The 22548-nt window shown below is 34.5% G+C and carries 18 protein-coding genes and 2 tRNA genes; 18 read left to right on the top strand and 2 right to left on the bottom strand.

The genetic code is table 11. The annotated features are described in order from the left end of the window. Positions 1–207 precede the first annotated feature (207 nt). Positions 208–624 (top strand): hypothetical protein, encoded by a 417-nt coding sequence (locus AAGD84_RS06800; protein ID WP_010082489.1) that lies wholly within the window; start codon positions 208–210, stop codon positions 622–624. Here AAGD84_RS06800 and AAGD84_RS06805 read toward each other — a convergent pair. Continuing rightward, positions 617–1147: a Na+/H+ antiporter subunit E gene (locus AAGD84_RS06805; protein ID WP_010962821.1), complete on the bottom strand. Its 531-nt coding sequence runs from the start codon at positions 1145–1147 to the stop codon at positions 617–619. The two genes, AAGD84_RS06800 and AAGD84_RS06805, sit on opposite strands and share 8 nt — an antisense overlap. Positions 1148–1215: 68 nt before the next feature. Here AAGD84_RS06805 and AAGD84_RS06810 point away from each other — a divergent pair, with 68 nt between their 5' ends. The 10 genes from AAGD84_RS06810 to dapA all read left to right on the top strand — a co-directional run bounded on the left by AAGD84_RS06810 (position 1216) and on the right by dapA (position 11530). Beyond that, complete coding sequence (locus tag AAGD84_RS06810) at positions 1216–2964, top strand: ankyrin repeat domain-containing protein (RefSeq protein ID WP_341817986.1); 1749 nt, start codon at positions 1216–1218, stop codon at positions 2962–2964. Between the two features lie 120 nt (positions 2965–3084). Beyond that, positions 3085–3534, top strand: coding sequence for an SsrA-binding protein SmpB (gene smpB, locus AAGD84_RS06815; protein ID WP_007548863.1), 450 nt, complete (start codon positions 3085–3087; stop codon positions 3532–3534). A gap of 6 nt (positions 3535–3540) precedes the next feature. Next, positions 3541–4332: a prolipoprotein diacylglyceryl transferase gene (gene lgt, locus AAGD84_RS06820; protein ID WP_006280508.1), complete on the top strand. Its 792-nt coding sequence runs from the start codon at positions 3541–3543 to the stop codon at positions 4330–4332. 690 nt (positions 4333–5022) lie between these two features. After that, positions 5023–6768 carry a type I secretion system permease/ATPase gene (locus AAGD84_RS06825; RefSeq protein WP_010962824.1) on the top strand — a complete coding sequence of 582 codons (1746 nt, stop codon included), beginning with the start codon at positions 5023–5025 and terminating at the stop codon, positions 6766–6768. A gap of 361 nt (positions 6769–7129) precedes the next feature. Beyond that, positions 7130–8569, top strand: coding sequence for a hypothetical protein (locus AAGD84_RS06830; RefSeq protein WP_015589193.1), 1440 nt, complete (start codon positions 7130–7132; stop codon positions 8567–8569). A gap of 4 nt (positions 8570–8573) precedes the next feature. After that, entirely contained in the window at positions 8574–9182 is a 609-nt protein-coding gene (locus tag AAGD84_RS06835; protein WP_015589194.1) for a hypothetical protein, read from the top strand. Positions 9183–9186: 4 nt separating this feature from the next. Further along, the gene (locus AAGD84_RS06840) at positions 9187–10002 is read left to right on the top strand and encodes a hypothetical protein (RefSeq protein WP_065094808.1); all 816 of its coding nucleotides are present in this window, start codon (positions 9187–9189) and stop codon (positions 10000–10002) included. Positions 10003–10015: 13 nt separating this feature from the next. Next, a tRNA-Arg gene (locus AAGD84_RS06845) sits at positions 10016–10089 on the top strand. A gap of 67 nt (positions 10090–10156) precedes the next feature. After that, positions 10157–10639, top strand: a complete 483-nt coding sequence (gene ssb, locus AAGD84_RS06850; RefSeq protein WP_010082448.1) for a single-stranded DNA-binding protein — start codon at positions 10157–10159, stop codon at positions 10637–10639. A gap of 9 nt (positions 10640–10648) precedes the next feature. Continuing rightward, the gene (gene dapA, locus AAGD84_RS06855) at positions 10649–11530 is read left to right on the top strand and encodes a 4-hydroxy-tetrahydrodipicolinate synthase (protein ID WP_264722888.1); all 882 of its coding nucleotides are present in this window, start codon (positions 10649–10651) and stop codon (positions 11528–11530) included. A gap of 38 nt (positions 11531–11568) precedes the next feature. On the opposite strand, the gene ligA is transcribed toward dapA, so the two are convergent. Then, entirely contained in the window at positions 11569–13557 is a 1989-nt protein-coding gene (ligA, locus tag AAGD84_RS06860; protein WP_264722889.1) for an NAD-dependent DNA ligase LigA, read from the bottom strand. 214 nt (positions 13558–13771) lie between these two features. Here ligA and gltX point away from each other — a divergent pair, with 214 nt between their 5' ends. The 7 genes from gltX to AAGD84_RS06895 all read left to right on the top strand — a co-directional run bounded on the left by gltX (position 13772) and on the right by AAGD84_RS06895 (position 22441). After that, entirely contained in the window at positions 13772–15094 is a 1323-nt protein-coding gene (gene gltX / locus AAGD84_RS06865; protein WP_264722890.1) for a glutamate--tRNA ligase, read from the top strand. A gap of 757 nt (positions 15095–15851) precedes the next feature. Further along, positions 15852–19181: a DNA polymerase III subunit alpha gene (dnaE, locus tag AAGD84_RS06870; RefSeq protein WP_265038483.1), complete on the top strand. Its 3330-nt coding sequence runs from the start codon at positions 15852–15854 to the stop codon at positions 19179–19181. 48 nt (positions 19182–19229) lie between these two features. Continuing rightward, on the top strand, positions 19230–20003 hold the full coding sequence (locus tag AAGD84_RS06875; RefSeq protein WP_065094495.1) for a 30S ribosomal protein S6: 774 nt from the start codon (positions 19230–19232) through the stop codon (positions 20001–20003). Next, positions 20003–20278, top strand: a complete 276-nt coding sequence (gene rpsR / locus AAGD84_RS06880) for a 30S ribosomal protein S18 (protein WP_007548890.1) — start codon at positions 20003–20005, stop codon at positions 20276–20278. Before AAGD84_RS06875 ends, rpsR begins: the two co-directional genes overlap by 1 nt. 7 nt (positions 20279–20285) lie before the next feature. Next, positions 20286–20840: a 50S ribosomal protein L9 gene (gene rplI, locus AAGD84_RS06885; protein WP_341817987.1), complete on the top strand. Its 555-nt coding sequence runs from the start codon at positions 20286–20288 to the stop codon at positions 20838–20840. Positions 20841–21076: 236 nt separating this feature from the next. Further along, a complete protein-coding gene (gene purB, locus AAGD84_RS06890; protein ID WP_264722894.1) occupies positions 21077–22369 on the top strand; it encodes an adenylosuccinate lyase in 1293 nt (430 codons plus the stop codon). Continuing rightward, positions 22369–22441, top strand: a tRNA-Met gene (locus AAGD84_RS06895). The genes purB and AAGD84_RS06895 overlap by 1 nt, the downstream gene beginning before the upstream one ends. Positions 22442–22548: the final 107 nt, after the last annotated feature.

Genomic DNA, 22548 nt, shown 5'->3' on the forward strand with positions numbered 1-22548 from the left:
AAGTGGACCTCTAATTTTGGACCTCACTGGACAACACAAAATAACGAATAGCCCCATGTACCCAGCTAAAACTAGCTTTAATGCTTAGATATTGTGCTATTTTTGTATAATATACTACTATAAGTATATATTTTTGTAATCGCGTTATTATTTATTTAACAAAGTATTAGTATAATTTATTACACTGGATTAAATGGAGAAAGTTCAATGAGTAAATTACCGAACAATGCAAAAATAGGTAAATCTCAGGTTACTCAGTGGGAGGTAATAAAAAATTGTGAATATGCTGATAATTGCTTGTCAAAAATAGTAACTTTGTACGTTATTAGAATAACTCAGCTATCAGATTTTTATACGAGTGACGAACCTGAAATTAACACTGTTTTAGCAAGAATAAGCGTGACAAGTGAAAATGTATTTTTAAACAAGGCTACTACTATTGAAGTTATGGAAGGTATTTTTCCGTATAAATTCAACAGCAAGAAGAGAAATAACGTATTAAGGTTAGAAGATTTGTATAATTATTTATGTTCTATTGTTAACAATAGCCTTCCAAAAGAAATGCTTGAAAGTCTTGTAAGGGAATATAAGGATGCTGTTAACTTATTTAAAGCAATTACTTAACTGAACGTAGTATTTTTAAGATTTTATTTTCTATTTCAGAAATGCCGCTTTCAAGATCTTTATCTATCAAATACATGGTAGAGAAATATGTTTTCTGCTTACTTTCAACATTGATAGTTAAAGTTCCGGGAGTGATTGTGACTGAATTGGCAAATAACGCAATGCTTTCATCATTATGCCCTTTGCATTTTCTTAGGATAATGATTGGCTCAAGCTTAGATTTGAGTTGTAGCACCTTTTTTGTTACATAAACACTTGATAAAATGATTTGGTACATTAACCATGGTATATAACTTACTAACTTATAAAACGACAGTCTACTCGTACTATTTAAAATCTGGCTAAGAGCTCTTTCAGCGTTTATCAACCTTCTAAAGATAAACGATGTGAATATAGAGGAAAACACTCCACAAAAAATAAAAAACGGCTCAAAATAACCAGACAATACAGTCCATAGAACAAATAAAATTATAAATGACAGAGAAAAAAACTTGATTTCCTTCCTAAAGTTGAGGTTTTTCATAGTCTGTAATATAACTTAAATGACTCTTTAAGGAAAGATAATAACGAATATTTAGGTTCTTGACTTCTATGTTAAAAGATATAACAACTAAGTTATGTATTTTAAGTGAGGAAGTTATGGAATATGATAAATTTATGGAAATATTAAAAAAAATAAATGACCTTTCAGATTTGAGCAAGGACAATATAGTTGAAAAAATAAAAGCTAAGTTACAAGAAGAAGATCCAGATTTATGTCAAGAGTGGGAAAAGAGTAAACCTGACAATGATAGTGGATCTGGCATAAATTACATATTTACTATATCTCGTGGTCAAAATTCTAAGGAAGTCAAATTGTTACATCTTGCTTCTTATTGGAACTGTGCAAATGTAGCAAAAGCTCTGATTGAAAACGGAGCAGATATTAATGCAGAACATGATAATAAAATTACTCCTTTACATATTGCTGCTCACTATGGCCACGAAGATGTAGTAACCATTCTAACTGGAAAAGGAGCAATTGTTGATGCAAAAAATGGTGATGGATGGACTTCTTTACATTTTGCTGTTGAAAAGAACCACAAAAATGTAGTAAACACTCTAATTGGAAAAGGAGCAAATGTTAATGCAGAAAATGATAAAGGATGGGCTCCTTTACATCTTGCTATTACAAATGGCCACAAAGAGATAGTACAAGTTCTATCAAAAGCAGAAGGAATCAACGTTGATGCAAAAAATAGTGATGGGTGGACTTCTTTACATCTTGCTGCTGCAAATGGCCGCAAAGATATAGTAGAAACTCTAATTGAAAAAGGAGCAGATGTTAATGCGAAAGACCATTATAAATGGACTCCTTTAACATTTGCTTCTCAAAAAGGCCATAAAGCGGTAAAAGAAGCTCTATTAAAGGCACAAGAGAACATCAAAGCTTTGCATTCAGCTGTTAAACATAATAATGAGGAGGAGGTGAAAAACCTATTAAATAAAGGAGTAAACGTTAATGCAAAAGATGATGATGGATGTACTCCTTTACATCTTGCAGCCAGAGAGGGCCATAAAGATGTAGTAGACATTCTAATCAAAAAAGGAGCAAAGGTTAATGCAGAAAATGATGATAGATGTACTGCTTTACATCTTGCTGCTGAAAATAACCACATAGAGGTAGTAAAAATTCTAGTTGAGAAAGCAGATGTTAATGCAGAAGGTATTGTGGACGAGACTCCTTTACATCTTGCAGCCAGAGAGGGCCATAAAGATGTAGTAGACATTCTAATCAAAAAAGGAGCAAAGGTTAATGCAGAAAATGATGATAGATGTACTGCTTTACATCTTGCTGCTGAAAATGGCAAAATAAAAGTGGTGGAAGTTCTGCTACACACTGAAGCAGACCCTTCATTAAAAGATGTTGATGGAAAAACGCCAAGAGACCTTACTAAATATCAAGGTATAATTCAGCTTTTAGAGGAAGCGGAAAAAAAGCAAACGTTAAAAAATGAGAATAAAAAAACGCCAAAGGATCTTACTGAAAATAAAGATGTAATGCAGCTTCCAGAGAAAAAGGAAGAAAAACAAATTGGAAAAAATGCAATTGTGAAAGAAAAAGAACAATCTGCAAAAAATGCAATTGTAAAAGGTGTTATTGTGTGTTTTGTAACTGCAGTGATAGTTGGTGTTGCACTTGCATTTGCTACTGCCCTATCTGTACCAGCAATAATTGGACTAGCTGCAGGATCTGCGCTCATAGTTGGTGCTGGTCAATATATAATGTCAAAGCCTAAAACTGAAATGAAAGAAGTAAAGGAACTTGTGCCTAGAGAGACAGAAAAAGCACTTACTTGATTTTTGTTATCCTGTTGCTATCAGACTAGCCTGGCACCTTATATTTATTGGGATAACTGTTTTATTATGAATTAAGTCAAAAACTCTGTAATATATTGAAGCTTAAAGATATCTTTAGATATGGAAGTTATTGCAGAAAATAGGAAAGCAAGGTTTGAATATTTCATCTTAGAAGAATTTGAAGCGGGTATGGTCTTATTAAGCAGTGAAGTTAAATCGCTAAGAGAAAGAAAAGTAAATATTTCCGACGCCTACGTTGTTGAAAAGAATAGCGAAGTATGGCTGCACAATATGCATATTGCAGAATATAAAGCTGCGAACCGAAAAAATCATAAACCAAAAAGGGAACGTAAATTACTCTTGCATAAAAAGGAGATAAATAAACTAATTGGTCAAATCAAGACTGCTGGGATAACTGTTGTGCCGCTTTCGGTCTATTTTAACGATAAAGGATTTGCAAAAACTAAAATTGCCATTGTAAAAGGAAAAAAACTCTACGATAAGAGAGCAACCATAAAACAGAGAGAGTGGGATCGTGAAAAAAGTAGATTGTCTAAAAATAATTTATAGCAAAATATGTCTTTAAATCCAGTAATTTTCAGCATCGGTCCTGTTTCTATATATTGGTATTCCTTAGCCTACGTTTTGGGTATAGTGTTTGCATATTGGTATTTACATAGGCTAGATGACCAAAAAATATTTACTAAGAATTTTTACGATTCGTTATTAACAGCCACTATTGTAGGTATTATCCTTGGAGGTAGACTTGGCTACGTATTGATATATGATCCAGTTCTTTATATAAGCAACCCTATCGAGATATTGAAGACCTGGGAAGGAGGGATGTCATTTCATGGCGGTGCTATAGGAGTTTTGCTTGCAGTAATAATCTCCTGCAGAAGACATAACATTCCTATATTTTATGCACTGGACCTAGTTTCTTGCGGAGTTCCCATAGGTTTATTTTTAGGTCGCATAGGCAATTTTATAAACGGAGAGTTATTTGGCAGAGTTACAACTATGCCATGGGGTATGGTATTTCCAGAGAGTGGTGATAATTTGCTGCATCATCCAAGCCAGCTTTATGAGGCACTTTTTGAAGGACTGCTACTTTTTGCAGTTGCAAATTCACTGTTTTTCTTAACTAGAATAAGACTGTATCACGGTGCGTTAACTGGTATTGCAGTTATGTGGTATGGAATAGCACGTTTTTTCGTTGAGTTTTTTCGCGAACCAGACTATCAAATTGGCTATTTGTGGCTTGATTTAACTATGGGGCAGTTGCTTTCTATACCTATGGTTTTGCTAGGAATGCTTGTATATCTAGGCGCATTAAATTTAAAATTTAATACGAAATCTGTCACATAGAGAAAAGGTGAGTTCAATAGAAAAATGTAGCCAGAAGCCCCACATTATGCACAATTGTACGAATTTTCTGCGTTGCAGTAGAATGAATCGGTGGGCTTTGTTGCATCGCTAGCTATGATGGATTAAAGATAAAAAAGGTGGAGAATATCAGTAGCTTATTATTCTGGTATTTATAACAAGAACGGTCAGTGAATACCTAAATTTGAGTAAAAGAAATTTCACTACCACTCACTAATCTGGCTAAAATTCAAGAATTTCAATGCTTTAGCTATTTTCAATAGAATTAAATTTATTAATATAAATAACAAATTACTATTCTTAAATTTGATCAGATTGATTGCAAAAAAACAAGATTTTCAATAAGTTGCTTATAATCCTAATTATAGTTAGCCTTTCATAAGTAGCGATGCAACAAAGCCATCCCAGTGTCAGCTACTTTCATGACACCATTTGCTGTGCAGTTTACCTTCAAAAATGAATGTTCGTACAGCTATGGAATGAATCGCGGTATGACGTAGCTTCGCTATAGGCAATGAAGGAAATATTAACTATACTTCTTTTTACCATTGTTTATATTTCCTATTCACATATATTAATATTTTACTCACTTAAAGTAAGCTAACTACCGTTATTAATATTTTTGTAATAAAAATTGTATATGGTGCATGTAATCAAATTAAGAGGAAGATTGTGGAAATTACGCCATCAATAAAAAAAGAATTGAAGCAAAGTACTCTATATGTTTGCCTAGAAAAATGCAAAAGTGCATTTTGGTTTATCTTTTGGTTTAGTGCGGGAATCAATTTATTAATGTTATTCCTACCACTTTATACCTCTCAAGTGCTTGATCGGGTGATATCGAGCGAAAGTGTATCAACACTAACTATGCTGACAATTATCACTTTATCTGCATTTGCATGTTCTGCAATGCTTGAAACTTGTCGATATTTAGCCATGGCAAAAATAGGTGATTGGATCGATAAAACTGCAACACCAGATCTGATAGTAAGGTCAATCAGGCTAACGTCAGTGCAGAGCTCAACTTCAAGTGGTGAAGCAATACGAGATCTCGGAGTGATAAAAAATTTCATTACAGGAAATGGTATATTCTCACTGTTTGATACTCCATGGTCGTTAATTTACCTTGTTGTGATTTTCATGATACATACCTCCACGGGGTTTATAGCTATTACTGGAATTATTATATTAGTCTCTATGGCAATATGGAATGAACTTGCCACTAAACGAATATTACAAGAAACCAACGAAGAAACTATACGGAATATCAATGCTATAGATGTTGCAACAAGAAATGCAGAAGTGGTTGAAGCTATGGGCATGTCAGAATTCATAGTCTCTGATTGGTGTAAACGAAATGATCAGAATCGAGCAATGCAAATTAAAGCACAAAATCGCTCTAATGTAATTACTGGAATCACTAAGTTTTTGCGCTCAACTCTGCAAATATCAGTAATTGGAACAGGTGCATTACTTGCAATCACAGCTCATAAGACTGCCGGTAGCATCATCGCTGCTTCAATTTTAATGGGTAGAGTATTAGCACCATTTGACGCTGCGGTTCATACTTGGAAGTTTTTAAATCAGGCTAGAATGTCATATGGAAGGCTACAAAGACTTATATTAACATCGCCAAAAAGAGAGCAAACGATGGCTCTACCAGAACCTGAAGGAAAATTGGAATTTGATAGAGTATTTTTTACTCCTTATGGAAGCAATAAGCCGACAGTAAAAGGAATATCATTCATTATAGATCCTGGAGATGTAGTTGGTGTTATTGGTGCAAGTGCTTCTGGTAAATCCACTATCGCAAAATTAACTGTTGGTGTATGGAAGCCAATATCTGGTGTAGTCAGACTAGATGGCGCTGATGTATATACTTGGAATCGAGAAAATTTTGGTAATTATGTTGGCTACTTACCTCAGGATATTGAGTTATTTAACACTAGTGTCAAAGCTAATATTGCTCGCATGAGGCCAGATCCAAATCCTGAAGAAATAATCAAAGCAGCAAAAATTGCAGGAATACATGAACTAATACTAAGCTTACCAAATGGATATGATACAACAATAGGAGGTCCTGGAGGAGTAACGCTCTCTGGCGGCCAAAAACAGCTTCTTGGACTTGCCAGAGCTTTTTATGGTCACACAAAACTTTTAGTACTTGATGAACCAAACGCTAACTTAGATAGCAATGGAGAGGCATGCTTAATTAATGCAATTGGCATTGCAAGAAAACAAAATACTACTACTGTTATCATCACTCACAAGCTACCGTTATTGTCCGTAGTTGATAAGGTGATCCTCATGTCAGATGGTATCATTTACGCTATGGGACCAAAAGATGAGATTTTGAGCAAATTAGTTGCTCCATCATCAAGTACCACAGAAGATGAGCGCTCTTCAGCAAATGGTTAGTTTACTTACAATAAATTCTGTATCTGAAATAACAACTGTTCCAGAAAAATATATATTTCTTTACCATTAGAAATAATATTACAAGAATAGTAAATAGATTAATAACTCTTATTAATTAAAGTCAATCGGCAGATATAGCTAAAGTGGCTTAGGTTTACCTACAATTTGAAAAACAACAAATTCGTCTTAATGAATTTTCTTAATTTGTTATCTAAATAACTTAATATTAGTGGTAATTTTATAAAAAAATTATAATATAAATAATGTTGCTGCGAAAATTTATAACAATATTTCCCTCTAACGTTTAATGAATTTCAATAAATTGCCTTTTTAATTCTAGATAAGTATATGCTTTGTTAATATGTTTAGTTCAAAATCCAAAAGTAAGTTTATGCTTTCTATTGGAGAAGAAGGCATAATGTTACTATATTTTAAAAATAATACTTTAAATAAAAGGTATTTTGTTAAGGGCAAAAACGATAAAGCAGTTTCCGATTTAATTTCATGTCTTTCGTCAGATAAAAAAGCACCTTTATACCTGGTGCTTAATCATGCAGATCAAAATTACTCGCTACAGTTTATTACAAGGGCAAACAAGATTAGTGCCTATCTATCAGCAAAAACAAAGATGGAGCATTTTTCTCGTAATAATGACATAAGTTCAGTTTTTTTGGTTGAGAAGCCAAACAAATTCAATCAAAACTGGTGCTATCTTCTTGTTTCATCAAAAGCAAAGCATTTAGTAGAATATTGGTTGAATGTGTTTATTGAGATAGGCTCCAACTTTAAGGGAATATTAATGTTTCCTATAGAAATAAGTAATATAACAAAAAAGATTCTACATAAAGATCCTAATAATTGGAAAATTATAGTTGCTGCAACTAAAACGGGAGGCTATAGACAAGTGGTTCTTAAAGAGAATAAAATGGTATTTACGCGCTTAACATCATTTACTAATGATAATTTACCAGGAATTATCGCTGGTGGAATATATCAGGAAGTGCAAGATACTATTCGATCCTTAACTAAGTTTGGGTTTGAAAAAAATAACCCTATCGACCTTTGTATCATAGTGTCAGAAGATATCAAAGCTAGTTTATCAGTCATAAATTTTTCAGAGAACAGTGTGAACATATTAACTCCATATGAGTTAGGCAAACTATTAGGAGCAGAACTAGCTATAAGTGAAAAAGATAACTTTTGCGATACCATAATTTTGTTTCATAGCTTTAAGAATAAATTAGCAGCTATTTTTAATACAAAGGAAACTAAAGAATTTTATCTATTCAATTACCTTTATTTAAACTCTCCTCGAATTTTTCTATACTTCGCCCTGGTTTTAGTTATAACAAACACCCTTTGTTTGCTAAATTTGTATTCAAATTTCAATGTCGCTGATAATTTATCAGCAAAGCAGAACACCTTAAATAACCAATTAACAAAACTTAGCCAAAGCTATAATGTAAAAAAAATAGATGAAATTTATGATTTTATTAATATCAATAATATTTTATCAAAAATAGAATACTCTCCTCTTACACAAGTTAAGTATGTAGAAAAGTTAAAAATACCAGGTATAGAGCTTCGATCATTTGAATGGAATTATAATGAGGCAAAAAGTTATATTACCACAACTTTAAAGTTTAATTTTCAATCCGGTAAAAATATTTCTCATCAATACGAGAAACTACGAAAAAATTTAAACGATAATTTTCGTACCTATGACATTAATATCTCTAGCTTACCTGCTGCTAAAGAGCAAAATCTATCTATTGATGTTGAAATAGGAGAGGCAATGTAGATTAATGACTATCTCTCAATTAAAAAGAAAAGCTACAATTCAGTTTATATCGTATTTGTTATTATCTGTTGGATTAATAGGGTTATTAACATATGTTGTTATCTATAACGAAAAGATTTATAATAAAAACCAAATTGCGATTGATAAAATACGTTCTATTAATTTACAGATTACTGGAATTCAAAAAAAGGAAGTTGTTCTAAATAAAAACCTAGATTTATGGAAAAAAATTTCTTCTTCAAATTTACATAGTAGCAGATACATTGCAAATTTAAATTTCGAGCTTAGCAAGTTATATAAAAAGCACTATATATTAGAACCTGAAATATCAATTTCTATACCCGAAGAAGTTGAGCTCCACAACAAAAGTGAACGCACAAAAGTAATAAAAAGTGAAGTGGTCCTAAATTTAAGCTCAATCAGCGATAAGCATATTTTTTTATTTCTACAGTCTATTCCAAATCTGCCCGGTTATGTTATGATCAAATCTCTTATTTTAAATAAGCAGAGAAATATTGATGCTGCAACTATGAATCAGATTTTGAATGGTAATATGATAGAGATAGTGAGAGCTAATATAGTCTTTGATTGGTATACTATATTAAGTAGATAAGGTAATGAACATAAAGCTGTTTTTTATTTTTACGCTACTCATTTCCAATGTTAATGCATATTGCAGTTGTGAAGATATCATAGAAAGCATAGAAATTTGTAAGGAGTATTCTTGCCGACAATATATTGGCAATGAAGATTTTATTGAGCATAAAATATTAGGATTAAATAGTGGAAATTTATGCGTATATATAGAAAAACAAGGTAATGATGAAATGGTTTGTCATCATTCTCAGTATGGAATGATGATAGAAAAAAGATATTTTGAAAGTATTCTTAAAGTTGGCAATCAAGAAATCGACGATTTTATTGATATAGCAAATTTGCGTGCAAAAGAGTGTTTCTTTATCAACAATCAAAAACTAAGCTATACAGATCGGGACGATATAATAAGAGAAGCAGTGGAAAGTGACTTTGACGTTTTGTCACAATATAGTAACGTAAAAAGCATTTTTTTTGATGAAGAGCCAGTTAATAGAATGGTCAATGAAATGGAAAAGTTCAATTTAAGATCTTCAAGAGCTGTAAAAGAGGAGGTATCAGATAATTTCAACTGTAAGGTAGTGAGTTTAGACTCAATCTTATATCTTTCTCCCGATACATGGAAAATATGGGTAAATGGAAAACTGTTTATAAATACTAAGGATTTAAAAGTGCACTCAGTCACTGAAAATTATGTAACTTTTGTATGGACCGTAGATCAAAAAGCAATAAAAAAGCATGCGAATGATTCTCAAAATGTATATTTTGGATATGGGAGTATTATGTTTACGCTTTATCCAAAACAAAAATTTGACTTGGATGGCTTATCTATTAAATAACTTAAATATATATGCGCTTGTAGCTCAGTTGGATAGAGCGTTGCCCTCCGGAGGCAAAGGCCGTGGGTTCGAATCCCTCCAAGCGCACTTTTAATTAAATTTGACAATAGTATTTTCACATAAGATAATAAAAGGATTTATTTAGAGCATAATTATGTCTGGTGGTACCATAAACAAAGTCATACTAGTTGGTAATTTAGGAAAAGATCCTGAAATTAGGACTACACAAAATGGAAAAGAAATGGCAAGTTTTTCAATAGCCACGTCTGAAAGTTGGACTGACAAACTTTCCGGTATGCGCTCTGAAAAGACAGAGTGGCATAATATCGTAATTTTTAGTGAAGGATTAGTAAAAATCGTCAAAGATTTTGCACGCAAAGGCAGTAAAGTTTATGTTGAAGGTTCTTTGAGAACTAGAAAATGGACTGACCAAAACGGTGGTGAAAGATACACAACAGAGGTGGTTCTATATAATTTTAATAGCGCTCTTACTCTCTTGGATTCACGAAATAGTGCGCCAAATTCTGATTACAAGCCAAGTGAATACAAACAAGGTGAAACAGAACAAAAAGATAAACACGAAAGTTTTGACAACGATATAAAAGATGAACTACTCGACGATGAAATACCATTTTAACAATTTAAATTGAAATCTACATTTTTATGGACTGCTTGTGTTACTCCTTTTAATTGCAATGGGGATAGCATAGATTATAGCAGTTTGCAGCGTTTACTGACAATGCAAGTTAAAGCTGAAAATGGCGTAGTGTTGCTGGGTAGCACAGGTGAGAGCCTATCGCTTACTGATTCTGAAAAGCGTACATTAGTTGAATTCGTATGTAAGCTAAAATTAAATACGAAAATTATAATTGGCGTACCAGGAGTGAATCTATATCAGACTCTTGAATGGCTTGATTTTTGCAAGGGTATGCCTATTCATGGCTATCTAATGACAACTCCCATTTATGCAAAGCCCGGAATTATGGGGCAGACTTTATGGTTTGAAAAGCTACTTGAAAAAGCACATGTGCCGGCTATGTTTTACAATATTCCATCGAGAGCAGGAGTGAGTCTTCACGCTGAAACTGTACGCAACTTATCCAGTCACGAAAAATTTTGGGCTATCAAAGATTCAAGTGGCACTGTTGATACTTTAACTCAGTATAAGAAAGTTGCACCAAATATTGAGGTCTTTTGCGGAGATGATAATATGATATCCGATATGGCCGCCTATGGTGCGGCTGGCCTGGTTTCCGTTGCTTCCAATGTTTGGCCATATGTAGCACATGAATATGTTAAGAAGTGCCTCAATGGCAGGAACCCTCAGGCAGATATCTGGCAACAGGCTTGCGAAGCGTTATTTATTGCCAGCAACCCAATACCCACTAAAGCACTTTTGCATGATATTGGGCTCATAGAACATCAAACTGTCCGCCTACCACTCAGCACAGAAGACTTGCCTTCTGTTGAAAAATTGAGGCAAGTCAATAAAATGATTCTTGGATGGAAAGAATTGGCTACTCTCTAAATAGTCTTGCAACTTTGATTTAATATACAATCCAAGTTTCATTTGAACACTCCCAAACTTATCACTTTATGCCACTGGTCTTCATCTAAAATTTCTACACCTAATTCCACTGCCTTTTTATATTTGGATCCTGGTTTTTCTCCTGCAATTAGGTAGTCAGTTTTAGCAGAAAGATGTGAGCTGACCTTTGCTCCTAGAGTTTTGGCTCTTACTTTTGCCTCTCCTCTACTCATAGCAAGTAGCTTACCAGTAAACACTATAATTTTATTATTTAAAACAGAGTTACTAGAGTTGGAGCTCACAGGAAGAATTTGAAGACAAGCAGTAAGATCATTTAACATTTTGATGTTATGTTCCTTAGAAAAAAATGATTCCAAAGATTCAGCTACTTTTTTTCCTATGCCGTCTATACCTACTAGCTCAGTATTATCTGATGACAGTTCAATCATCGAATTATACCAATTATCATAAGAAACATAATAATCTGCAAGCAATTCTGCTGCAACTTGGCCAATAAATCTAATACCTAAAGAAAATATAAACCTATCTAGAGTTATTACCCTTCTGCTTTGTATAGCATTTAATAAATGAGCTATTGATTTCTTGCCCCAACCAGACTGTTCTTCCAGATTAAATTCATCCAATCTTTCTTCTAAAGTAAAAATATCGGGAATTTGTTTTATCAGACCAAGGTCGTAAAAAAACTCTATCTGCTTATCACCAAGGCCAACAATGTCAAATGCATCTTTCGATACAAAATGCTTTAGTTTTTCTATTATTTGAGCTTTACAGGCAAATTCCTCAGGACATCTTACTGCAGCCTCTCCCTCAACCTGACGTACTTTACTACCACATTCAGGGCATACTTCAGGAAACACAAATTCAGGTGTATTTGGAAGACGAGAATCTCTGCTTACTTCAACGATCTGGGGAATTACATCCCCTGCCCTTTTGATTGTTACAATATCTCCCTCTCTTATGTCTTTACGTTTTATCTCATCTTGGTTATGCAGACTTGCTCTACTAACTAGCACCCCACCAACATTGACTGGCACTAAATCTGCAACTGGAGTTAAAACCCCTGTTCTGCCCACCTGTATAAATATCTTGTTTAACTTTGTTTTTGCATAAACCGCAGAAAACTTGTATGCAAGTGCTGAGCGCGGTGCTTTGTGAGTATTCCCTAGACGATTTTGTAGTACCAAATCATTTACTTTATAGACTATTCCATCAATATCATAATCCAAGTTATAGCGACAGTTATAGACTTCATTATAGAACTTCAGCATTCCATCTAAACTACTCGTTAAGGACTGATGCTCATTTACGCAAAAACCAAGTGCCTCAAGCTTATTTAGTACCTCACTTTGACTTTTCTCTGCTCCACCAATCAAAGAATAAGCAAAATATCTAAGAGGTCTGCTTGCTGTAATGTTTGCATCCAATTGCTTTAGAGAACCAGCGGCTGCATTTCGAGGATTGGCAAATTCATCGTTTTCATTTAACTTTAAAAAGTCGCTGTTACTGATGTATATTTCACCTCTTACTTCTAGTCTTCCTTGCACACCTTGCAAAAACTTAGGAAAGCCTTTTATTGTTGCAACATTGTGAGTGACATCTTCCCCTACAAAACCATCACCTCGAGTTGCAGCTTTAACAAATCTTCCATCCTCATAAATTGCAGAAAACGACAACCCATCAATTTTTGGTTCACATAATATCTCTATTTTGTCCTCAATTAAAAACCTCTTTATTTTAGACAAAAATTTCTCTACACCTTGTTCATCATAAGCATTCTCAAGGGAAAGCATAGGTTCTTGATGTTCCACCTTAGAAAACTTCTCATCAGGTGGAGCACCAACACTATCTTGTGTTGCATAAATTTCTGGCTCTATTTCAGCTAACTTTTTCTTCAGTTCATCATATTCAGCATCACTTATTTCTGGCTTATTTTTTTGGTGATACAAAACATTATGATAATTTATTTGATCTTGCAGTTTTTCTCTCATCTTTTCTAAGTTAGTCATGATACCAATATAATGCTACATTAGCCTTTGTCGTCAAGCTGTGAATTTTCTTGAATTTATCATATGGTCTTAATCCATCAAATATCAAAGGTGCCACAATGCTATAGCCATACTTATTCTTCTCTCGCTCAATTGTATTAGCAGATCTCACTTGCTTTAGCCATATATTTATATAAAATTAAAATAAATTAGAGTAAACAATATTGCTGTTTAAATGCTAACAAGATTCGCTCCAAGCCCAACTGGCTACCTCCACGTAGGAAACGTACGAACTGCCTTGGTTTGTTGGATGTACACACGCAATCAAAATGGAAAATTTTTACTCCGTTTTGATGATACTGACCTTCAGCGTTCAGATGTCAAATATATAAATGATATCATACAAGATTTGAAATGGATTGGTATCAATTGGGATGCAAGTTTCAAGCAATCAGAGCGCTTTGAGCGTTACAATGAGGTGTTTTTGCAGTTAATAAAAGAAGGGCATATTTATGCATGCTATGAAACAAGAGAAGAGTTAGACATTAAACGAAAATTGCAGTTAAAACAAGGACTTCCCCCTGTATATGACAGAAGCGCGTTACTTCTAACTGAGCAAGAGAAAATTAGTTATGAGCAAGAAGGAAGAAGACCACATTTTAGATTTAAGTTGGATAGAAATGAAGTTGTTAAATGGAATGATGAAGTTAAAGGTGAAATAAATATTGCAACAAGTCACATCAGCGATCCTGTGGTAAAAAGAGAAGATGGAATGTACACATACATGTTACCTTCTGCTATCGATGATGTTGACTTTAATGTAACCCATGTTGTACGTGGGGAAGATCATGTAACTAATACCGCAGTGCAAATCCAAATGATTAAAGCATTAAAAGCGAAAATTCCTATGTTTGCTCACCTTTCTCTGCTACATTTTGATGATAGCAAGATATCGAAACGGAAAGGCGGGCTGGATATCAAATCTATAAAAGAAGATGAAATTGAACCGATGGCACTAGTTAGTTATTTAGTGAAGCTCGGAACATCCAATCCAATTGAAGCTTGCGCCTGTATGCAATCTTTGATTGATTCATTTAATATTAAAAAATTTAGCTCAGCATCTGTACAATTCAGCTTGAGTGAAATATATAAGCTAAATAGCAAAGTTCTGCAACAAATGCCATTTGAAATGGTGCAAGACCGTTTAAATCAAATTGGAGTGGACTCCTCAGAGTTTTGGTATTTTATAAGGAACAATATAGAAAGGTTTTCTGAGGTGGCCAAGTGGTGGAAAATATGCAAATCTGATATAGAGCCTGTGATTCTTGATAAGGAGCTTATAAAAATTGCGTTCAATGCATTGCCCCAAGGTGATTGTAATGAAAACACGTTGTCAGAATGGGTCAAAACTATTCGACAAACAGTGGATATAAAGGCAAAAAACCTATTTACGCAGTTGCGTTCAGCTTTAACAGGAACAGAAACAGGACCAGAGCTCGCTAAACTATTAATTTTTATCGGCAAAGAAAATATCATTGCAAGGTTAAAAGAAAAGTGAAAACTAAAGAATTATAGCTAATGCAATCCCTACGTCATACCGCGATTCATTCGCGGTATCCCTTAGCCGCTAACAAGCAGCGGGATGACGATTGTCAGGGTGTCATCCAAGTAGCCTCTTTCTTGTCATCCCAGTGCCCAGACACTGGGATGACAAAAAAAGGAGCACTGACCTCTCTTGGGCTCTTTTAGCTACAAACGTTAAGAAATTTACCAAATAAAAAAAAAGGCAAAAGAAGCCCCGTGGTTATTATCCGCTTTAAAATATTGGCGTTTTTTATGTTTTAAACGCTTGACAAGCGAGATTCAGCCGCTTTTAATTGCAACTAACTTACGCTGCAAATGTTTAAGAAATTTACTAAGCAGAAAAAAAGACAAAGAATCCCCGAGTTAGCTAGTCTTTTACTATCTCTGTCGAGTATTGGCATTTTTTGATGTCTTGTAACGCTTTATAAGCGCGTTCAGCTTATTTAGATAAAAATCTAGATGTAGATGAAGTTTTGTAAAGACATACAGTATCTATATACTGCAAAAAATTGAACATAAGACGACGATACATTAAGTAATCCTTACCTTTTAATCTGCAGATTGGCGAAAGCAAATACAATAGCTTCGCTATCATGATAAGGGAGCTGGCGGAGTTTGTCAAGTAAGTTTTTGTATTTTAATTTTAGAATTTTATAGGCTTTTGTTCTCATGAAAATTATGTTCTCATGAGTAAATTAATGTTATCCTTTTTTGTTGATCTAAAGTTTTTTATGTTCATACACTTGCGTGTTCATAGTGTTTATTCGCTGCTTGAAAGCTCGGTTAAAATTGAGGAGCTGATCGGCCTTTGTTTGCGAAATAAAATGCCAGCGGTTGCAATTACTGATTCAGGTAACTTGTTTGGCTCACTTGAATTTGCAGAATATGCGGCAAGTAGGGGAATACAGCTAATAATAGGATGCAATATTATAGTTAAACATTCAGAACAAAATTTACCTATATTATTGCTTGCAAAAAATGAGCAAGGGTACACTAATTTAGTCACTTTGGTGAGTGAGTCTTTTAGAAAGCGCAAGAATAACAGCGATATTCCTTACGTTGATTTTGATGAGCTATTGAATTTAAGTACGGGTCTGATCGCTTTAACCGGTGGATGTTTGGCTCAACTATTGTTGGGGCAAGATAAAGAAACGGTTGAAAAACTGCTTTCAGCATTCAATGGTCATTTATATGTTGAATTGCAGCGTCATGGGTTGAATAAAGAGCTAGAGCTTGAAGAAGCTTTGATAGACTTTGCTTATCAGCGCAATATACCACTAGTTGCAACGAACGATGTATTTTTTCCAAATAGGTCTGACTATGAGGCTTATGATATATTAACGTGTATATCGGAGGGGAGTTATGCCCTGGAGAATAACAGAAAGAAGTTAACTACCGAGCATTACTTCAAATCTGTGGCAGAAATGGAGGAGCTGTTCAGCGACATTCCCGAAGCAATTCATAACACTTTAGTGATAGCTAAGCGGTGCTCTTACATGCCAAGAAGCAGGCAGCCTATTTTGCCTAAATTTCCTTGTAGAGAAAATAAAACTGAGAATGAAGAACTGAGGGAGCAGGCAGTTGCAGGATTAGAATTCCGCATTGCGAATGAGACAGACATAGACCTTAAACAATATTACGATCGGCTGAATTACGAACTGAGTGTGATAACTTCGATGAACTACGCTGGCTACTTTTTGATAGTTTCTGATTTTATTCGTTGGAGCAAAGCAAATGGCATTCCAGTTGGTCCAGGAAGAGGCTCTGGTGCTGGATCAATTGTTGCTTGGGGCTTGCAGATTACAGACCTTGATCCAATAAAGTTTGGCCTAATATTTGAAAGATTTTTGAATCCTGATCGTGTATCGATGCCTGACTTTGATATCGATTTCTGCCAAGAGAAAAGGGACCTGGTTATTGATTATGTTCAGAAAAAGTACGGTTATGTTGCTCAAATAATCACTTTTGGTAAATTGCAGGCAAGGGCAGTATTGCGTGATGTTGGTAGAGTATTGCAAATGCCTTACTCTCAAGTGGATAAAATATCTAAAATGGTTCCATTTAATCCAGTAAATCCTGTAACTTTATCACAAGCGATAGAGTTTGATCAAAACCTGCAGAAAGAGCGGGATAGTGATGAGGTAATTGCAAAGCTTCTTGATATATCTCTTAAGCTTGAAGGAATATATCGTCACGTTTCAACCCATGCTGCTGGAATTGTAATATGTGATCAAAAGTTGGAAAATTTTGTTCCTGTGTATTATGATCCAAATTCAGCTTTGCCAATCACTCAATACAGCATGAAATATGTGGAGAAAGCTGGGCTAATAAAATTTGATTTTCTTGGACTTGGTACGCTAACGCTAATAGATCATGTATGTCGTTTAATTAATCGTGATGGAAAAAAGATTGATATTTCTTCAGTTTCTTTGAATGATCAAAAAACCTATGAGATGCTCTCAAGCGGTGATTCAATTGGAGTGTTCCAGCTTGAAAGTTCGGGAATGAGAGAAGCTTTAATTAAACTAAAACCGGACTGCATTGAGGACATCATCGCTTTAATCTCCCTTTATCGTCCAGGACCTATGGATAACATTCCAACTTATGTTGCAAGAAAGCATGGACTTGAGAAGCCAGATTATATTCATCCGTTACTTGAGGAAGTATTAAAAGAGACATTTGGGGTAATAATTTACCAAGAACAAGTGATGGAAATAGCGCGTATTCTTTCCGGGTATAGCTTAGCGGAAGCAGATTTGCTGAGACGTGCCATGGGTAAGAAAATCAAGGAAGAGATGGATAAACAACGTGAACTTTTTGTCCAAGGGGCAACAAAAAATGGCGTTGATTATGACAGGGCAAGTTATATCTTTGACCTTGTTGCAAAATTTGCTGGTTATGGGTTCAATAAATCTCATGCTGCAGCATATGCGGTTATATCTTATCAAACGGCTTACCTTAAAGCTAATTATCCATTAGAATTTTTTACAGCACTAATGAATCTGAATATTGATGATAGAGATAAACTGAATTTATTTTATCATGCAGCAAAGTTTAGTGGCGTTACCGTTCTTTCACCTGATATAAACAAGTCTCAAGCTGAATTCTCAATAGAGGATGAACGCATACGTTATGGTATTGCTGCCTTGAGGAATGTTGGTTTTTCTATAGCGGAAGGAATAGTGAACGTACGTTCAAGCGCTTGTAAGGACATATGGGAATTCATTCAAAATTCAGGTCATATAATAAATAAGAGAGCGCTAGAAAGCCTGATTAAATCCGGAGCATTCGATAGCGTGCATAAGAACAGAAAGCAGCTATATGAGTCAATGGACATGCTGATTTACTTTGCAAATAAAAACAAACAGGATAGAGAATCAAGTCAAGCTGCTTTGTTTGGTAGTCTTGATGTCCTCAAACCGAAACTTGAGAATGTGGAAGATTTTGATGAAGAGGAAAAATTAGAACATGAGTTATTTTCACTAGGATTTTATTTAACTAATCATCCGCTTGAAAAATTTAGAACTCTTCTGGAAAAGTTAAATATTGGGTTTATCGGAGAAAATAGAACAGCAAAAACTGCTGGGGTAATATTAAATGCACGTATGAGAACTTCAGAGCGTGGAAGGTTTGTTATACTCACACTTTCTGATCCCCATAACGTTTCTGAAATAGCATTCTATAATAATGAAATAATAGAAGAAAAAAGAGATTTATTTTCACCAGGAACGTTTGTGATAATTGATCTTGAAGCTTCGGAAAATACAACAAGATTAGCAGGCAAGGATATATCTGAGTTTACAAAAAGAGTCACTTCTACAATAAAAGAATTAGTTCTCACCACTGAGTGCACGGATTCGCAAAAAGCCGCTATGGAATTAAACACAATATTGAAAGATGAAGGCAGAACCAAAATAATGCTAAAACTTCTTCTCGAAAAACATAAAGTGAGCATCTTATTACCAGGTGCATACTCAATTGCTCCTCAAGTTATTTATGAAATATCTAACTTAAGCTGGATTAAAGGCGTAGAAATTAACACAAATAACTTGCTTATATAAAAAAGCTTTATATAATGAAATATTTAATCGGTATTAAAGGAAGATATAGTGAATCTTTATGAATTTACTTTTATAACACAACAAGGATTATTACAGCAAGAAGTAGAGGAGATGGTCCAAGAGCTAGCTGTTTCATTGAAAAATATTAAAGCAGATGTTATGTTCCAGCAAATCAGGGATATTCTGAAAAAAGGAAATGACAAGCTTACAACACAAGAGTTAGAAGTGCGTGCTGAAAACATTAAAGAAGGTCTAGTTGCTTACTCTGATTTCTTGGAAGATCTTACAAAAATTTTATGGGTTGAATTGGAAGAAGATCTTTCAAATTTGAAAGAAGTGAAGTCAAAAATCGATAAAGAGTTGAAAGATGACCTAAAAGATTTAGGAATAACGCAAGATTTTACAAAATTTCTAGGAGGCAGTACTAAAAGTGCGTTTATCCATAACGCAGTAAATGCTTTGAAGAGAAATATTTCAGAACATCTAATAAAGATTTTTCAAGATATTTTGAAAGATTTTAGAATAAACGGTCCAACTCAATCGAGCAAAGCGTTGGAAATGCTTTTGAAAAACATTGAAGCATCAGGATTAATCAAGTATGAACATTGGGGTCTTTTGGATTTTGCATATCACAAAAATAAAATGAAGAGCGGTCATTATTGTATAATGTGCATAAGTTCTACTGCAAGCATTCTGGATGAATTTATGCGTAGAATGAAACTTAATGAGAACGTTATTCGCCACTTTCCTGTGCAGGTTGATAAAATTTTTGAAGGTAAATCTCATATGATGAATAAACAAATTGAGGAGCAAAGCGCATAATGATGAAAAGACGAAATAGTTTTAATAATTCTTACGTATCTGTAAATAATAGGACTGGCTTTAGGCGTTCTAAAGTTTGCCCTCTTGCTGCGTCTAAAGATGAAGACATAGATTATAAGAATATAGATTTATTATCCAAGTTTACCTCTGACTATGGTAGGATATTACCTAGAAGATTAACAGGCGTATGTGCAAAAAAACAAAGGAAGTTACGCTTAGCGATCATAAGGGCACGTTTTTTAGCTCTTATTCCTTACTGTACTAAAAAAGTTTAGGTAATTTATGTTGATAATTTTAAAGGAAAATATAAGGACTTTAGGTAAGCTTGGTGAAGTTGTCAAAGTTAAACCAGGTTATGCACGTAATTTTCTTTTTCCACAAAGAAAAGCGGTGAAAGCTACCAAGGAAAATTTAACAAAGCTAGAGGAGCAACGTTTATTACTGGAAGAAGAGAATATAAAAAGATTAAATGTAGCAAAAGAGCTTGCATTGTCACTACATGATAAGTTTGTGGTATTGATAAAGCAAGCTTCAGAGGATGGTAAAATTTTTGGTTCTGTAACAACACGTGAAATTGCGAAAATTTTACTACAAGAAGGACATGTGATAGATCACCGTAGTTTATCTTTTGGTGGAGTAAGCATCAAAAACTTGGGTGAATACCAAGTAAACGTAGAATTACATAGTGAAGTAGTAGTACCAATTACTATATACGTCGTGAAATCCGAAACAGATGCAAATGAGCTAAGGCAAGTAAAATTGCAAAATCAGAAGTCTGAGCAACAAGAGGCAGAGCAAGATGCGAATAAAGAAGCTACTAATGGTGATGATAGCTGATCAAAGATGATCCCTTGTTATAGTCGTAAAGAAATGTCTGCCATGGCTAAGCTGGTGTCATCCCAGTGCTTCCCTCATGTCATCCCAGTGCGTGACACTGGGATCCAGTTTATTTCATCATGGACATTATTTTATGCTTCTAGAATCCGTTGTCCATTGAATAATTTGCAAATACTTTTATATCTGGATTCCAGTGTCACGCACTGGAATGACACCATTATTGGAATAAATCAAAAATGATTCCCCGCTATAGCAGAAAAGAAATGTCTTCCATTTGGGAGGAAAATAATAAATTTAATATATGGCTTAAAATAGAAAAATTAGCGTGTGAAGCTCAAGCAAAGTTAGGAGTGATTCCGAATAATATTGCTGAGAACCTCTCTGGTGCTATTGAATTTGATGTTGAATGTATCAACGAAATTGAATCCATTGTAAAACATGATGTTATAGCTTTTCTGACATATGTTGCTGAAAAAGCGGGAGTTGATGTTCGTTATCTCCACTATGGAATGACAAGTTCTGATGTTTTGGATACATGCCTTGCGGTGCAGTTGAAAGAGTCATGTGATATTTTACTCGAGAATCTAAAAAATATACTTGCAGTATTGAAAAAAAAAGCTGATGACTATAAAGATATTGTTTGTGTTGGACGCAGTCATGGAATGCATGCAGAACCAACAACTCTTGGATTAAAATTTGCTAGATTTTATGCTGAATTTAAACGCAATTATCAGAGATTAATTAGCGCACAAAAAGAGATCTCTATTTGTAAAATATCAGGTGCAGTAGGTAATTTTGCAAATGTTGATCCGTTTGTTGAAGAGTATGTAGCGAAAGAAATGGGACTCATACCTGAAACCATATCATCTCAAGTCATTCCTCGTGATAGACATGCCATGTTCTTTTCAGTTTTGGGAGTGATTGCAAGCTCAATAGAAAATATTGCAATTGAAATTCGTCATTTGCAAAGAACTGAAATCGGCGAAATTTCTGAGCATTTTTCCACTGGGCAAAAGGGGAGTTCTGCTATGCCACACAAATGTAATCCTATTTTAAGTGAAAATCTGACTGGACTCTCACGTTTAATACGCAGTTATGTTTTTCCTGCGTTAGAAAATGTTGCATTGTGGCACGAACGTGATATATCACACTCGTCTGTGGAAAGATGCATTGCTCCTGATGCTTGTATAACAATGGATTTTGCTTTAGTGCGATTAACAGATTTGATAGATAAATTGGTGATCAATAAGGAAAACATTGAAAAGAACTTAAATTCTTCAAAAGGTTTAGTTTTCTCACAGCGTGTATTGCTTGAGTTAGTAAATAGTGGTTTGGCGAGGGAAGAGGCGTATAAAATTGTTCAGAGCAATGCAATGAAAGTGAAACAAAACAACAGTGATTTTCTGGCCGAATTGAAACAAGATAAACCCTTACTTAAGGTTATTAACTCGGAAAAACTTGAATCTTTGTTTGATTTGAAGTATTATACGAAACATATAGATCATGTGTATAATAAGGTTTTTAATTAGGCTGAGTAGCTCAGTTGGTAGAGCAGGAGGATCATAATCTCTTGGTCGTGGGTTCGAGTCCCTCCTCAGCCACTCGAACTAGACTATGTTTAGCAAAAGCAGCGCTCTAAGTGCACTGAGTGGAATAGTGTGACTCAGTGTCAGCTACTTGGAGTGAGTTGTGTATCCACTCAGGTGAG

It is taken from the genome of Wolbachia endosymbiont (group A) of Andrena fulva, from assembly GCF_964026815.1.
GTDB lineage: Bacteria > Pseudomonadota > Alphaproteobacteria > Rickettsiales > Anaplasmataceae > Wolbachia > Wolbachia pipientis.